The 15,576-nt window shown below is 60.0% G+C and carries 14 protein-coding genes; 8 read left to right on the forward strand and 6 right to left on the reverse strand.

Annotated features, from left to right (window positions below):
- The first annotated feature begins 82 nt into the window (after positions 1 to 82).
- Positions 83 to 1,639, forward strand: coding sequence for a phospholipase D-like domain-containing protein (locus DSM110093_RS19880; RefSeq protein ID WP_243268435.1), 1,557 nt, complete (start codon positions 83 to 85; stop codon positions 1,637 to 1,639).
- A gap of 15 nt (positions 1,640 to 1,654) precedes the next feature.
- Here DSM110093_RS19880 and DSM110093_RS19885 read toward each other — a convergent pair whose 3' ends face one another.
- The 6 genes from DSM110093_RS19885 to DSM110093_RS19910 all read right to left on the reverse strand — a co-directional run bounded on the left by DSM110093_RS19885 (position 1,655) and on the right by DSM110093_RS19910 (position 8,544).
- Positions 1,655 to 2,920: an OpgC domain-containing protein gene (locus tag DSM110093_RS19885; protein WP_243268438.1), complete on the reverse strand. Its 1,266-nt coding sequence runs from the start codon at positions 2,918 to 2,920 to the stop codon at positions 1,655 to 1,657.
- Positions 2,907 to 4,712 carry a glucans biosynthesis glucosyltransferase MdoH gene (mdoH, locus tag DSM110093_RS19890; RefSeq protein ID WP_243268440.1) on the reverse strand — a complete coding sequence of 602 codons (1,806 nt, stop codon included), beginning with the start codon at positions 4,710 to 4,712 and terminating at the stop codon, positions 2,907 to 2,909. The genes DSM110093_RS19885 and mdoH overlap by 14 nt, the downstream gene beginning before the upstream one ends.
- A 5-nt stretch (positions 4,713 to 4,717) precedes the next feature.
- The gene (locus tag DSM110093_RS19895; protein ID WP_243268443.1) at positions 4,718 to 4,888 is read right to left on the reverse strand and encodes a hypothetical protein; all 171 of its coding nucleotides are present in this window, start codon (positions 4,886 to 4,888) and stop codon (positions 4,718 to 4,720) included.
- A complete protein-coding gene (locus tag DSM110093_RS19900) occupies positions 4,885 to 6,438 on the reverse strand; it encodes a glucan biosynthesis protein G (protein ID WP_347568658.1) in 1,554 nt (517 codons plus the stop codon). The genes DSM110093_RS19895 and DSM110093_RS19900 overlap by 4 nt, the downstream gene beginning before the upstream one ends.
- Positions 6,439 to 6,765: 327 nt before the next feature.
- Positions 6,766 to 7,317, reverse strand: coding sequence for a 2OG-Fe(II) oxygenase (locus tag DSM110093_RS19905; protein WP_243268446.1), 552 nt, complete (start codon positions 7,315 to 7,317; stop codon positions 6,766 to 6,768).
- 198 nt (positions 7,318 to 7,515) lie between these two features.
- The gene (locus DSM110093_RS19910; RefSeq protein ID WP_243268447.1) at positions 7,516 to 8,544 is read right to left on the reverse strand and encodes an Ldh family oxidoreductase; all 1,029 of its coding nucleotides are present in this window, start codon (positions 8,542 to 8,544) and stop codon (positions 7,516 to 7,518) included.
- A gap of 106 nt (positions 8,545 to 8,650) precedes the next feature.
- On the opposite strand from DSM110093_RS19910, the gene DSM110093_RS19915 reads away from it, so the two are divergent.
- The 7 genes from DSM110093_RS19915 to DSM110093_RS19945 all read left to right on the forward strand — a co-directional run bounded on the left by DSM110093_RS19915 (position 8,651) and on the right by DSM110093_RS19945 (position 15,561).
- Positions 8,651 to 10,168, forward strand: a complete 1,518-nt coding sequence (locus tag DSM110093_RS19915; protein ID WP_243268449.1) for an aldehyde dehydrogenase (NADP(+)) — start codon at positions 8,651 to 8,653, stop codon at positions 10,166 to 10,168.
- A gap of 245 nt (positions 10,169 to 10,413) precedes the next feature.
- Entirely contained in the window at positions 10,414 to 11,220 is an 807-nt protein-coding gene (locus DSM110093_RS19920) for a transporter substrate-binding domain-containing protein (RefSeq protein ID WP_243268451.1), read from the forward strand.
- Positions 11,221 to 11,280: 60 nt separating this feature from the next.
- Positions 11,281 to 11,946 (forward strand): amino acid ABC transporter permease, encoded by a 666-nt coding sequence (locus DSM110093_RS19925; protein ID WP_243268452.1) that lies wholly within the window; start codon positions 11,281 to 11,283, stop codon positions 11,944 to 11,946.
- A 13-nt stretch (positions 11,947 to 11,959) separates the two neighbouring features.
- Positions 11,960 to 12,613, forward strand: coding sequence for an amino acid ABC transporter permease (locus DSM110093_RS19930; protein ID WP_243268454.1), 654 nt, complete (start codon positions 11,960 to 11,962; stop codon positions 12,611 to 12,613).
- Positions 12,606 to 13,328 (forward strand): amino acid ABC transporter ATP-binding protein, encoded by a 723-nt coding sequence (locus tag DSM110093_RS19935; protein WP_243268455.1) that lies wholly within the window; start codon positions 12,606 to 12,608, stop codon positions 13,326 to 13,328. The genes DSM110093_RS19930 and DSM110093_RS19935 overlap by 8 nt, the downstream gene beginning before the upstream one ends.
- A complete protein-coding gene (locus tag DSM110093_RS19940; RefSeq protein WP_243268457.1) occupies positions 13,328 to 14,551 on the forward strand; it encodes an FAD-binding oxidoreductase in 1,224 nt (407 codons plus the stop codon). The genes DSM110093_RS19935 and DSM110093_RS19940 overlap by 1 nt, the downstream gene beginning before the upstream one ends.
- Positions 14,552 to 14,559: 8 nt before the next feature.
- Positions 14,560 to 15,561, forward strand: coding sequence for a 4-hydroxyproline epimerase (locus DSM110093_RS19945; RefSeq protein WP_243268459.1), 1,002 nt, complete (start codon positions 14,560 to 14,562; stop codon positions 15,559 to 15,561).
- Positions 15,562 to 15,576: the final 15 nt, after the last annotated feature.

Consider the following 15,576-nt stretch of genomic DNA (forward strand, 5'->3'; position numbering starts at 1 on the left):
CGGGCGATATTTTTTGACACATGCAACTTCCACCTGCGGTGGGCGTTTAGCCTTGTAGGACCAAACCGGAAGGGACATTACCGTGCGCGGCGATTTGAGTTTGGCACAGGCGGGCCACGGGCGCCCGACCGATGGGGCAAGCATCCAAAGCCTTTTCAACGACAGCACAACATGGCGCGTCGCGCGGGCTGACCGTTTTGGTCTCATCGTGGATGCGGCGGATTACTTCCGCGTTTTGCGTGAAATCTTCCTCGGGGCGCGGCAACAATTGATGCTGGTCGGCTGGGATTTTGATTTTGAACTCGAAATGCTGCCGGGCGAAAGTGACGAAGACGGCAACGCACCAGACGGCTACCCCAATCAACTTGGTGCCTTTGTCGAAGCGGTGGTTGAGCGTACGCCGGAACTGAATGTCTATCTGCTGAAATGGAATGGCGCGGTGTTGGCCGCGCCGGGGCGTCTGGTACCGTCGCTTGCGCTGAGCCTATTCGGGGGTGATCGGATTCATTTCGCGTTGGATGGCCACCACCCCTTTGGCGCCTGTCACCATCAAAAGATCGTCGTGGCCGATGATGCGCTGGCCTTCTGCGGCGGGATCGACGCGACCGAAGACCGCTGGGATACGCCTGAGCACCTGCCGAACGATCCGCGCCGAATTCGTAAAGATGGCACACCATCCGACCCATGGCATGATGCAACTTCGGCCATGTCTGGCCCTGCCGCCGCGGCGTTCGGCGAACTCTCTCGTCGCCGATGGCTGCGGGCCACGGGGGATGAGATTGAACGGCCCCGCGATATGCCGCAGTCAGAATGGCCCGACCGTCTGCCCGTGGATGCCGAGGAGGTTGATGTGGGGATCGCCCGGACCGAGCCGCCATTCGACGAAGAACCCCTGATCAACGAGATTGAGCAACTCTACCTCTCAGGAATCAGGTCTGCGCGCGAATATATCTATATTGAATCTCAGTATCTGGCCGCAGAATCAGTTTGCGAGGCGTTGAAGGCCCGGCTGGCCGAAGATGATGGCCCGGAGATTGTTATCATCAACCCGCGCGATGCGGAATCGCAGTTGGAAGATGACGCCATGCATGTCCTGCGGGAACGGTTGGTCGAAGAGCTTAAACGCGCCGACCATCAAAACCGTTTCCGCATTTATTTCCCCGTCACCGAAGCAGGGGAGCCGATTTATGTACACGCGAAGATCATGATCATCGACGACCACCTTTTGCGATTGGGGTCTAGCAACCTCAATAACCGTTCTATGGGGTTTGACACGGAATGCGACGTCGCGATTGAGCAGCCTTCGCAGGTGATCGAAGGGTTCCGGAACCGACTGATCGGTGAACATCTGGGTAAAACGCCAGAGCGCGTGGCCGAGGTATCGGCCCGGACGGGATCAATGATCGGAATGATTGAGACCCTCAACGGCAAGAAAGGCCGGGGGCTGCGCGCGGTCTTTCGAGACACCGAAACAGTGATGGGTGGCTTTCTGGCCAATACCCGTCTTCTCGACCCGCGCTATCATCCCGGGGAGGATACCTCGACCGGGCGCGGTATCCGCCCGCGCCATTTGGCGTTGATTGCGGGCGGGTTGGGTGTTGCTTGGATGGCATGGCGCAAATGGGGGCGCCGGGATTAGCATCGCCCGTTCAAGTTAAGGTTTTGATTGCACTGTAGGCGGTTTTTCAAACCCTGTTCCAGTTAAGGCGGGCTGTCGTTCCGCTGCTGTCGCTGGGGCAGACAGCACCCGCCGTGAGGCTTCGGCAATCCGCGCGATGCCCAAAAGCGCGCCTGTTCCGAGTACGGGTAGAACCCAAACCATCCACACGGCTTCCGGTTCGGCAAGCATCACAGTCTGACAAAGCAGTGCCAGAACGGTCCCACTTGCAAAGATAAGAAGCCCATGCTGTCCAATCAGACGGAAGGGGCTGGCCATCCGATGCGCTGCCATGCGGGTCACTGTGGGAAGTTGCGACAAGAAATACCCCAAAGCCAGAATATGAATAAACCGAGGGGCCGAGAGATAGGTTTTGTCATGCGACGTTAGGTTGAACGGCACGCCAGCCTCTCGCAAATGATGCATCTGAAGGTTCAAGAACTGACCCAATCCCGGCACGTATTTCCATGCAAGTATCCCCAGCAGCACTGTGACTGACAGCCAGAACAACGCTCTGGATTGGGGAAAGAACCGATAGCCTTGGCGTTGGCTTAGCCCCACGAGCAGCCCGCAGATAAAAATCGCCTGCCATGCGAAGGGATTGAAAAACCAGCCGCCCGGATTGGGATAGTTTGGAAGGTTCAGGCGGTAAATACCGGTCACGAGCCATAGGGTAAGCGACAGGGCCAACAGGAGCCGCGGCGAACGTAGCCCATGCATGATCGCCGCCGGGGCACAAACGAGCAGAACCGAATAGGCCGGCAAAATGTTCACATAGCCGAACTGATGCGTCAAAAGCGGGATGCCGATCAGAGCTTGGGTCGGGTTTTGAAACACCTGTCGCATGTTAATCTTGGTCAGGAACTCAGCCTGCGTGGTGATCTGAAACGCCGCCGCAAAGATGCCCAATGCAAATGCAGAAAGCGCGATTTGCACGACGTACAGCGACCAAGCGCGTTTCCACAACGGCGCAATTGCACGCCAGAGCCCATGGCTCATGCGGTCTTTTTCAATAAACCTAGGCGTATAGGCCAGACCTGCGGCGATGCCGGACATGAGGAAAAACGCCTCTGCAGCATCGGCGAACCCAAGGTTGCGGATGGTCAAATACTCATAGGGGTTCCCAGGCACGTGATTGATAAAAATCATTACCAGCGCGATGCCGCGAAACACATCAATGCGCGGATCGCGGGGGGCTTTGCCCACGCGCAGGGTCCCGACGGCAGCAGCCGCAGGGGGTAGGCCGGGGTTATGCTGTTGCATGTGTTAGGTCCGGCGAAGGGGCTTTGGGCATCAAGTGTTCATCATTCCATGTCAGGCGCCAGACATCGCAGATGCTATCGTACTCTGTAACGACATCTATGGGGGCCGCATCTTCTGGCACAGCGAACAGGACACGGTTCAGCGGAAGAGAGGTCCAAGCGATGAGAAAGGGGGCAAACAGCATCGGGACAGCCACTGGCAGCAGCCAGATTGTCAGGTCAGGCGCCAGCCACTGCACCGCAGCGATGATCGCCGCACCGACCAAAACGATCCAATAGCCTGCCGCCCAACCATCACGCAGGTTAAGTTGCCCTTCGTTGCGCTGATTAGCAGGCCAGCCGCCGTCTTGCCCCGATAGAACCTGTACCACGGCACGGCTATGATAAAGCAGCATCAACGGGGCTAAAAGCGTGGTCAGAATGATCTCGGTCAGCACGGAAAGCGCCATGCGCAGGCTGCGGCCAAAATCTCGTGCGCGATCAAACAAGATGGCATGCAGAAGGATCAGCATTTTTGGCACCACCAAAAGGCCCAGAACGCCCAAGGCCAGCAACGTAATTTCGCGAGTGCTGGTGTCAGGGAATACGGGGAAGAGTTGGTACGGCCCGGGGAAATACTCCGGCGGCGGCGCGTATAGCGTGCTGATGGCCGAGGTGACCAAAAACGCCGCCCAGAGGAGGGAGACAACATAGGCGGTCACATTCTGGAGGAACACAAAACGGCTCCAACCCGCAAGTCCGGGGGCGAAGATCAGCCGGGAATGTTGCAGGTTGCCTTGGCACCAGCGACGCTCTCTTCTGGCGAAAGAAAGCACGTTTTCCGGACCTTCCTCGAATGAGCCACCTAAGGTTTCATCAACCTCAACCTTCCAGCCTGCGCGGGCGAGAAGCGCGGCCTCTACATAGTCATGACTTAGGATATGGCCGCCCAATGGGGGCGGGCCGGAAAGCTCAGGGAGGGCGCAGCTTTCCGCGAAAGCCTGTACCCGAATAATTGCGTTATGGCCCCAGAACGGCCCAGTCGGGCCTTGCATGCGCGCAAGGCCACGGGTGAAGATCGGGCCATGAAACCATGAGGCAAACTGCAAAGCGCGGCCAAAAAAGGACCGCGCGCCGATGATTTTGGGAAGGGTCTGCAACAAGCCAAGCTGCGGATCGGACTGCATACGGGCAATCATCGCCCGGATTGTGTCGCCCTCCATCAGACTGTCTGCGTCAAGGATCACGGCAAGTTCATAGGCCCCGCCCGAAGTGCGGATGAACTCTTCGATATTGCCAGCCTTGCGCCCCGAATTGTCGCGCCGCCTGCGGTAGAAAATGCGCCCCGCGCCATTCGTTTCGCGCAGCAATCGGGCAAATGCGAATTGTTCTTTGCCCGCAAGCCCATCATCGCGTGTATCGGACAGGACGACAAAATCTGCGGTCACATCGGCCCGTGCGACAGACCGGTCGATGGCTGCGATGCGTGCGAATGTGGTTAGCGGGTCTTCGTTGCAGATCGGCACGGCGATCACGGTGCGGGGCTGCGGCGCATGAAGGTTGGGGCGAGGAGCGGTTGATCTGCCCCCGAACAAGCCGATCAACGCAAGCGACGCGCCCCAAGCGAGCCAAGCCGTCGTGACAAAAACAAGTACAGCGCGGATGCCATCCCAACCGCTGAAACCATCCCGTGCGGCTGCCTCTGCCAATAGCATCGAAGCCAGGGCAGCACAGCCAAGTGAAATGGTCACGGCAAGCGCCCGTGCGAAGCGGGTGGGGGTATCCGCCGCCAATTGCCGTTGCTGGAGTGTCATTGAGCTTAGGCCTTGCGGCGCAGCAACAAGGCCCGCGTCAGTTCAGCGATCCCAGCCCGTTGGGCGCGCCGTTCCAATGTTTGACGAGGCATGACAAGGGGGGCGACCGGGGGCATCCAATCCTCCACTGTCGTTGTCATTACCGAATAGGGGGGCTCCCCCTCGTTAGTGCTCATGCGTTGATCCATTGGTACACCCATGTCTCTGTAAGATTTCGGTCATATCCCGATAGAACTGCCTTGATCTCGACGATGGCGTCAGCCTCGGCGCGCAATTCCAGCACCAACCGCCATTCATTTCTGCCATCTACACGGCTTAGGATTGCCTCTACTATTTCACCATTCTGCGCGCTGACAACAGGCTCCAGCTCTGCGTCGCTTGGCATATCGCTCAGTTGGCCGCCGGCAAAATCAATAACGAATTTGCGCGTTTCAGTATCTGCTTCAACACCTGCCACCCCGCCGTGGCCAGAGCGTAGCCGCACCACACGGCCAAGGGTTTGAGGTGTCGCACCCGGTGGGTTCATCCCCCAGTGCATACGGTAACTATAGCCCAATTCGTCCCCGGCAAGGGTATCGGCCTCAGGAATCCAATAAGCGACGATATTATCGTTGCCTTCCAAGTCCGAAGGGATCTCAACCAAACGCACCATGCCTTTGCCCCAATCGCCCATCGGTTCGATCATCAGTGAGGGGCGGCGCTCGTAATGGGCCTGCGCATCTAGGTAATGCTCAAAATCCCGGTTGCGTTGGGCCAACCCAAAGGAGCGCGGGTTCTCGGCCCCGAAATACGAGCTTGCAAGCCGCGGTGGATTGTTCAGCGGCCGGCTGAGGGTCGTGTCTTTACCGACGTTCAGCACCAAGACTTCGCTGTCATGCACCGAGGGGCGGAAATCGTCGAAATCACCCTTGTCCGCGCCGTTATGCAGGAACATCGAGGTAAGTGGCGCGATGCCAAGCTGTTTGACATCCTTGCGCAGGAAAAGGCGCATTGTGACTTCAACGGTCGTCGTCTCACCCGGTGTGACGGCAAACTGATATGCACCAGTGACCGAGGGGCTATCGAGGGCAGCATAGATCATCACCGTGGTATCGCCCGGCTCAGGTCGGCGCAGCCAAACCTCGCTGAAACGGGGGAATTCCTCCCCTTCTGACAGTCCGGTGTTAACGGCAAGGCCGCGTGCGCTCAGCCCATAAAGGGTGTCTTTGCCAAGCGCGCGGAAATAGCTGGCCCCTTGAAAAACGATCAGCTCGTCGAAAACATCGGCGCGGTTCAGCGGTGTATGCAGCCGAAAACCAGCCACTCCCGGCATCTCGGCATTGGGTGGCACCGATTGGGCGAGGTCATCGTTGTCATATTCAAAATCGGCTGTGGTAAAGCCCATTGGCGCCACTGCGTCGCCATCGACTTCGTTAATCTTAACCGCCTCCTTGAAGAGCCAGCCGGGGTGGAAGGCATGCAACCTAAAGGTAACACCCTTTTCCTGCCAGCGTGCCTGTTCTGGACGAAAACGGATCCGCTGATAGGCGTCGTAATCAAGGTCGGCGAGGAAACCTTCAACAGGCTCAGGGGCGGCATAGGACGATTGTGCCAACTGGCGCATCTCGTTGACAAGATTATCGAAACTGAAGGACGCTTTGGCTACCTCTTGCGCCTGACTACGCATAGGTAAAAGGGCCGCAGCAAAAGACGCAGCCGAGAGCGTCAGAAACTGACGCCGCTCCAAGCCATCGTTCTTCGTTCCTTCAATTCGTTTAGTGCTAGAAACCGACAATGTATTACTCCGAGAGACACGTTAAGAGTGTGCAATTTTTTCCCTATCTAATGCTTTCGGCACCGCTGGAAACTTGAATCTGTAATTTTCAGCGAATTGCTGCACGGCAGCGCGGGAAACCGCCGATTGGCTTCGTCTTCTTCGGCCATTGCTCAAAATTTCGCCTTGATTTCCGCAGGATCGCCGCTCTTTTGTGACATTCCGCCACGTCTTGGCTGTCCCTTAAGTCATGGGGTCAGGCTGCCTTGCGCCCGGACAACCGCCTTACAAAGCATAGGTTTACCGGAATGCTGGCCCGTGCGCCCACACCGTCATCGAATAGCGCGTGCCACTTGTGACCGGCGTGACCTGATGCAGCGTGAAACTGGGGAAAATGCTCACGCAGCCCTGCGTCCGGTTAGCCGTGAGGGTATGAGCGCCCGGCATGACCTCCAAGTCACCACCCTCATAGCTGTCGGCATCGCTGAGCTGTAGGACAAGTGTCAGCTTGCGTCTCCCGGCGGCCAGACCGCTGCCGATGTCGGAGTGCCAGACGAAATGCCCGCTATCGGATGCTTTGTAGATTGCAACCTGAGGGCTTTCGGCGAACTCGGTCAGGTCGAATTCAAAATGCGCGCGGTTGGCTGTGCGCACCAGATCAATCAGCCGCTCCATCACCCATTCCGTGCCCTCTACTTCATCGGTCCAGACAAGTTGGGATTTTCGCAGATTGTGATCTCTGTTCCGGCCCACCAACAGGGCTTCATCTGTCGGTGCGTCCGAAATCCTTTTGATGATGGCATCGCATTCGCTTTTGCTGAATGCAGCCGGCATCGCGTGTAGTGTAAGCATTCCTTCGGTCCTTTGGAATGAGAAGAGCCTTGTTTGAGAATGCGCGGCCACGGCGGCGAATCTCTCTGAACACGAAGGCTCGGTAAACTGCCATAGCATGAATTTTAGACCGGAACGCTAGTGCTTGTTTGCGGTTCTCTCACTCTTCCACATCTTTCCATCGGATCGGCCCACCGGCTGCGCGGTGAGCCGCTTTTTTCAGACCGCATCCAGCCCTTGCGCCAAAAGTTGGTCGAGACTTTTTTTCTCAGCAGCCGTCAGGGGAATGCCCTCTGCCCGCGTTGCGGCTCGGGCTTTAAAACGGCGTTGGGAGGGCAGCCGTGCGCCTTGGCCGAGGATTGCCTCAAACAGCTGTTCGGCGCGGGCCATTGGATCCCCCGGACGTCCGGCGGCGAAGCGGGCCGGGTCAAAAGCGATAATCAGCTCCCCATGGGCAGGGGCAAGGCTAAGCGACCCTAGGGCGTCGCGTGCCTCGGGGCTGGTCAAATCACCGATCATAACCCCGGCGAGCAGTTCGATCATCGTGGAGATGGCCGAGCCCTTGTGGCTGCCAAAAGGCAACATGGCCCCAGCGAGCGCGGCTTCGGGGTCGGTGGTGGGGCTGCCGTCCGGCGCGATTGCCCAGCCTTCGGGCAGGGGGGTGCCGGCGCGCTTGTGCAATTCAATCTCGCCCCGCGCGGCCACGCTGGTGGCAAAGTCAAAGACATAAGGATCAGCGCCCGCGCGCGGCCAGCCAAAGGCAAATGGATTGGTACCCATCAACGGCTCAGTGCCGCCAGACGGCGCGACGCTGGCATAGCTAGGGCACATCGCCATTGCCGTCAGTCCCATGTCTGTCAGAATTTCGATCTCAGGCCAAAGGGCAGCGAAATGAGTGCAATCGTTAATAACCATCGCCGCAATACCGGTGGCGCGGCAACGTTCAGCAAGTACCGGGGCGCCTGCTTCGAAAGCCGCATTGGAGAAACCGCCACCCGCGTTTACCCGAACAATCGCACTGTCATCTCGGCTGATCTTGGGTATAGCGTCAGGCACCACCTTTCCTGCCTTGATCGTACGCAAGCAGCCCTCAATGCGGTAAATGCCATGGGATTTGCAGGCATCGCCTTCGCCCGCGACGATCACCCGTGCAAGCGCCGCCGCGTTCGACGCAGAGAGGCTGCTGGCTTCAAAGATCTGGCGAACAATCGCGTAGAGTTCATCGTGGGTCAAAGTTATATCGGCCATCCGGGTCCTCGCAGGGCTTGGGTTGCAATCATGCATACATATTGTATTCAGGTGCTAACGGAAGCAAGCTGACATCGGGCCGCAGGCTCGAATGAAAGGATATGGCATGAATTATACACCGCATGGAAAACACCTGATCGCAGGCGAATGGCGCGCCAGCGATGAGCTTTTTAGCTCCAGCCCGGCACATGGCCCGGCGCATGATTTCTCAGTCGGAACGGTGGAGTTGGTCGAACGCGCATGCCTCGCGGCCGAAGCGGCCTTTTGGGATTACGGGTATTCCAGCCGGGCCACACGCGCCAAATTCCTGCACGCCATCGCCGATGAGATCGACGCCCGTGGCGCCGAAATCACCGAAATAGGCAGCCAAGAAAGCGGCCTGCCCGCAGCGCGGCTGGAAGGGGAGCGGGGCCGGACAGTTGGCCAGCTGCGCCTCTTCGCCGCGCATATCGAAAAGGGCGAATACCTCGACCGCCGCTTTGACGCAGCGATGCCCGAGCGTCAGCCCGCGCCGCGCCCGGCGATCACTATGGTGCAACGCCCCATCGGCCCTGTTGCCGTCTTTGGTGCGTCGAACTTCCCGCTGGCATTCTCGGTCGCGGGTGGTGACACGGCGGCGGCGCTGGCGGCAGGCTGCCCTGTCGTTGTGAAAGGTCACTCCGCGCATCCCGGCACTGGTGAGATTGTGGCCGAAGCGATCCATGCGGCGGTTGAAAACTGCGGCATGCCGCGCGGGGTGTTTTCGCTGATCCAAGGCGGCGATCGCGCTGTCGGTCAGGCCGTGGTACAGCATCCGCTGATCAAGGCCGTGGGCTTCACCGGGTCCCTCGCCGGGGGCCGGGCGCTGTTCGATCTCTGCGCCGCGCGGCCAGAGCCGATCCCCTTCTTTGGCGAATTGGGATCGGTCAACCCGATGTTCATGCTCCCCGCCGCGATGGAGGCACGGGCCGAGGAACTGGGCAAAGGCTGGGCCGCGTCCCTGACCATGGGCGCAGGCCAGTTCTGCACCAATCCGGGCATTGCCGTGGTGATCGACGGGGCAGGGGCAGACGCCTTCGTGCAAAGTGCCGCCACCGCACTGCAAGACGTGGCCGAACAGGTCATGCTGACCGACGGTATCGCGCAGGCCTTCTGTGCGGGCCGCGACACGTTCAAGGCCGCGCAAAGCCTGCGCCAAGTGCATGTGGCCGACAGCTCAGGCCGCAATGCCGCCCCCGCCCTGTTCGAGACCACGGGCGCAGAGTTCAAAGCCAATCCAGCGCTGCATGAAGAAGTCTTTGGCCCGCTTGGGCTGGTGGTGCGGGTCGCTTCGATCGATGAAATGCGCGCATTAGCGGCTGAGTTGGAGGGTCAGTTGACGATCACGCTGCATATGGACGACGCCGATATTGATGCAGCACGCACCCTGATGCCGGTTCTGGAGCGTAAGGCGGGCCGCCTGTTGGCGAATGGGTTCCCGACGGGCGTTGAGGTGGTGGATTCTATGGTCCACGGCGGGCCTTACCCGGCCAGCACCAATTTTGGTGCAACCAGTGTTGGCACACTTTCGATCCGGCGGTTCCTACGGCCCGTGTCCTATCAGAACCTGCCGAAGGCACTATTGCCGGAAGACGCGGCGGAGTGATCCCAGACGAGAAAGCCGGGGCGCACGCCCGGCTTTTTCATTTTAACCCGAAAAGGGCGGGCGGCTGCGGCCCTATCCCATCCCCAAACAATGACGACGGCGTCTCTATGTATCAAAAATATGTCGACACACCGGTAAAAGTTAAAAATACATATTGTATTTTTAATGAAGACATTGTTCCTTTACACCACCCCGCACCCCGCCCAGCGAGAGTCGGGGGCGACCAACCCAAGAGGGAGATATCTATGAAATTCACGCAACTCGCCGGGAGCCTTGTGGCCGTCACCGTTATCGGCTCCGCCGCTCAGGCCGACAAATTGGACGACATCATTTCTTCGGGCACGCTGCGCTGCGCCGTGGTGCTGGACTTTCCGCCCATGGGCTCGCGCGATGACACGAACACGCCCGTCGGCTTTGACGTAGATTACTGCAACGATCTGGCTGCCGCCTTGGGTGTCGAAGCCGAGATCGTCGAGACGCCATTCCCCGACCGTATTCCCGCGCTCGTCTCGGGCCGCGCAGATGTGGGCGTTGCCTCCACCTCCGATACGCTGGAGCGGGCCAAGACGGTTGGCTTCTCGGTCCCGTATTTCGCCTTCACCAATGTCGTGCTAACCCGCGAAGACGCTGGCGTCGACAGCTTTGAAAGCCTCAAGGGCAAAACCGTCGGCTCCGTTGCGGGCACCTTCGAGGCCATCGCGCTGGAAGAGCAGCTCGAGGCATGGGACGAGGGCAGCTTCCGCTCCTACCAGAGCCAAGCGGATGTGTTCCTGTCCCTGTCTCAAGGCCAGATCGACGCGACCGTAGTGACCTCCACCGTGGCGTCCTCCATCGTTAACGGCGGCAAATTCGAAGGTCTGACCATCGCGGGCGACGCGCCGTTTGACGTGGACTACGTCGGCTTGATCGGCCTGCGTCAGGAATACGGATTGCTGAACTATCTCGATCTGTTCGTGAACCAGCAGGTCCGCTCGGGTCGCTATCAGGAACTCTTCGACAAATGGGTCGGTGGCGACGCGCCTGACCTGACCATCGCCAAAGCCTATCGCTGATGGATGCGGGGGCCGCAGCTTGCGGCCCCCACTGCCGATAACCGCTGATCGGAGCAAGAGATGGGCAACTACACCTTTCAATGGCGACAAGCCTTTCGCGCTTTCCCAGAGATGCTGGAAGGCGCACTGGTCACACTACAGATATCGATCCTGTCGATGCTGATCGGCGTGACCATTGCCGTGCTGCTGGCCGTGGCGCGGGATTCCAAAACACGCTGGCTGCGCGCGCCTGCGACCGCATGGGTCGAAGTGGCACGTAACACACCCGCACTTTTTCAAATTTACATGGCGCATTTCGGGCTTGGGTCTTTCGGGATTTACCTCAGCCCCTATGCCGCACTGCTGGCCGGGATCGCGTTCAACAACGCGGGCTACCTGTGCGAGACGTTCCGCGGTGCGATGCGTGCCATTCCCGCAACGCAACTGCGCGCCGGGCGGTCACTGGGCATGGGGCAGGCCAAGGCGTTTCGCCTGATTATCGTGCCGCAGATGTTCCGTATCTCGTTTTTGCCGACGACGAACCAGATGATCTGGGCGATTTTGATGACCTCTTTGGGCGTCACGGTGGGGCTGAATTCGGACCTTGCCGGGGTCACCCAAGACCTCAATGCGCGCAGCTTCCGGACCTTTGAATTCTTCGCATTGGCGGCGGTGATCTACTACGTGATTGCCAAAGCCGTGATGCTCGGCGCACGGCTGCTCGCCGCCCGCCTGTTTCGCTACTGAAGGAAGAGAATAGATGTTTGATACGGCTCTGACCTTCAACGACCTGTTGTTCATGCTCAAAGGCGCGGGCGTGACGCTTTCGGTCACCGCCTTCGCGGTGGTGGGCGGCACGCTGCTGGGGCTCTTCTTCGGGGTGCTGCGCAGCCAGATCAGCCCTTGGGCAGCCCTGCCGCTGACCTTCGTGCTGGATATCTTCCGCTCGGTTCCGCTGCTGATCCAGTTGATCCTCGCCAATGCGTTTCAGGCCATCGCGGGATGGGGGATTTCCCCCTTCGTGACCTCCTGCATCGTGCTGGGCCTCTACACGTCGGCCTATTGCACCGAGATCGTGCGCGGCGCGATTGAGGCGGTGCCCTCGGTCACCCGTCGTGCGGCGCGGTCGCTCGGCATGACATGGGGCCAAGATCTCACGCAGATCGTCTTTCCCATGGCGCTGCGGGTTGGTTTGCCCAGTTGGATCGGCCTAACGCTTGGCGTGATGAAAGACAGTGCGCTGGTGATGTGGCTCGGCATCATCGAATTGCTGCGGTCCTCGCAGATTTTGGTGACACGCCTGCAAGAGCCGATGTTCATCCTGCTCGTGACGGGTGCGATCTATTTCGCGCTCAGTTTCCCCATTGCCCGGCTTGGCAGCCGCTTGGAAAAAAGGTGGCAAGAAAATGATTGAGATTGAAAACGTCCATAAGTCCTTTGGCGCACTACAGGTGCTCAAGGGCATCGACCTGACCGTGCAAAAGGGCGAGGTCGTCTCGGTGATCGGCGGCTCTGGTTCGGGCAAATCGACGCTGCTGACCTGCATCAACGGGTTGGAGCCGATCGACAGCGGCCGCATCGTGGTCGACGGCACCGAGGTTCACGCCCGCGACACCGATCTGAACAAGCTGCGCCGCAAGATCGGCATCGTGTTCCAGCAGTTCAACGCCTTCCCGCATCTGACGGTGCTTGAAAACGTCACGCTGGCCCCGCGCAAAGTGAAGGGCATGGGCCGCAAGGAAGCCGAAGAAATCGCGGTGCAGCAACTTTCACATGTGGGTCTGGCCGACAAGCTCGATGTTTACCCCAGCCGCCTGTCGGGCGGGCAGCAGCAGCGCATGGCGATTGCACGTGCATTGGCCATGTCGCCCGATTACATTCTCTTTGACGAGGTGACCTCGGCGCTTGATCCGCAACTGGTGGGCGAGGTGCTGGACACGCTTAAATTGCTGGCAGATGAGGGGATGACGATGATCTGTGTCACCCATGAGATGAGTTTCGCACGCGATGTGTCGGACCGGGTGGCGTTCTTTCACAAGGGCGTCATGGCCGAGATTGGCGCGCCTGATCAAATCTTTGGCGATCCGCAGCAAGAAGAGACCCGTCAATTTCTGTCGAGCGTCCGGTAATGAACCAAACCCCGGTGACGGTTGTCGGCGCGGGCGTGGTGGGCCTGTCCATCGCGCTGGCGCTTCAGGCGCGTGGGCTGCCCGTGCAGGTGATCGACCGCGAAGGTCCGGCAGCGGGGGCGTCGGCGGGAAATGCGGGTGCTTTTGCCTTCACCGAGATCCTGCCGCTCGCCTCGCCCCGGATGATCCGGCAGGCACCGAAATGGTTGCTTGATCCTCTGGGGCCGCTTTCCGTGCCGCCGCGCTATGCCGGGCGGATCGCGCCGTGGATGTGGCGGTTTTGGAAAGCGAGTTGGCCCGCGCAGGTCCGTGCCTCGACCGTGGCGCAGACCGCGCTGATGAAGCTGTCGCAGGCCGCACTCGATCCGCATCTGGAGTTAAGCGGTCTGGCCCATATGCTGCGGCACGACGGACAGTTGCAGGTATATGAAAGCGAGGCCGAGTTCCGGGCGTCGCTCCCCGGCTGGCAGGCCCGCGAAGAGGCGGGGATCGCCTTCACCCATCTCAAGGGCGATGAGATCGCGGCCTATCAGCCCGGTCTTGCGCCCAGCTTCACCCATGCGACCTTCACGCCTGAATGGCAGTCGATCTCGGACCCGCGCGACTATGTGTTGGCGATGGCCGACCGCTTCCGGGCGGGGGGCGGCGAGATCACTATCACCCGCGCCGAACGTCTCGTCGCGGGCGGGGTCGAGACCTCAGATGGCTTCATACCGGGCCGCGTGGTGCTGGCCGCAGGGGCGCATTCGCATCACCTCGCGCGGACCGCTGGCGCGAAAATCCCGCTGGAGACCGAGCGCGGTTATAACACGACACTGCCCGCCGGGGCCTTCGACCTCAAACGCCAGATCACTTTCGGCGGCCATGGTTTTGTCATCAGCAAGGTGGGCCACGGGCTGCGCGTCGGCGGGGCGGTGGAACTCGGCGGGCTAGACCTGCCGCCGAACTTTGCCCGCGCCGAAGCGATGCTGAAAAAGGCCAAACGCTTCCTGCCGGGGCTCGACACCTCGGGCGGCACGCAATGGATGGGTTTTCGCCCCTCGCTGCCCGACAGCCTGCCTGCCATCGGCGCATTGCCAAACCGCTCGGACGTGGTCTGCGCCTTTGGCCACGGCCATCTCGGCCTCACTCAATCAGCGGGCACCGCTGCCATCATCGCTGACCTGATGACCGGCCAAGACCCCGGCATCGACCTTACCCCATTCTCTCCTGCGCGCTTTTAGAGGCTGACATGACGCAACACACATTTCCTTGTATCGACGGCCACACCTGCGGCAATCCGGTACGGCTCGTCACCGGCGGCGCGCCTCTGCTTAAGGGCGCGAACATGCTGGAAAAGCGCGCGCATTTTCTGGCGGAATACGACTGGATCCGCACCGGCCTGATGTTCGAGCCGCGTGGCCATGACCAGATGTCGGGCGCGATCCTTTACCCACCAACGCGCGAGGACTGCGACATCGCCGTTCTGTTCATCGAAACCTCGGGCTGCCTGCCGATGTGCGGTCACGGGACCATCGGCACCGTCACCATGGCGCTGGAAAACGGGTTGGTCACGCCCGCCACCCCCGGACAGTTGCGCCTTGAGACCCCTGCCGGGCGGGTCGATGTGACCTACCGCCAAGAGGGGCGTTTCGTCGAAGAGGCGCGCCTGACCAATGTGCCTGCCTTCCTCCATTCCGAAGGGCTGACGGCCGAGGTCGACGGCTTGGGCGAAGTGGTGGTTGATGTGGCCTATGGCGGCAATTTCTATGCCATCGTCGAGCCGCAGAAGAATTTTCGCGACCTGGCGGATTTCTCGGTTTCTGAATTGGTCGGCCTCAGCCCAAAACTTCGCGCAGCACTCAATGCGAAATACGAATTCATCCACCCCGAACACCCCGCGATCAACGGGTTGAGCCACATCCTTTGGACCGGTGACGCCCAAGCGCCCGAGGCCCACGCCCGCAATGCGGTCTTCTACGGCGACAAGGCGATCGACCGTTCCCCATGTGGCACCGGCACCTCGGCGCGGATGGCGCAACTCGCGGCCAAGGGGAACTTGGAGGTGGGCGACGACTTCGTGCATGAATCCATCATCGGGTCGATGTTCAAAGGCCGGGTCGAAGCGGCCGCGGAAGTAGCGGGAAAGCCCGCGATCATCCCCTCTATCGCCGGTTGGGCGCGGGTCACCGGCTTTAACACAATCTTTATCGACGAGCGCGACCCCTTCGCGCACGGCTTCGTTGTCACCTGATTTGGAAGGGCTCCC

It is taken from the genome of Sulfitobacter sp. DSM 110093, assembly GCF_022788715.1.
In the GTDB taxonomy this organism is placed as follows: Bacteria; Pseudomonadota; Alphaproteobacteria; order Rhodobacterales; family Rhodobacteraceae; genus Sulfitobacter.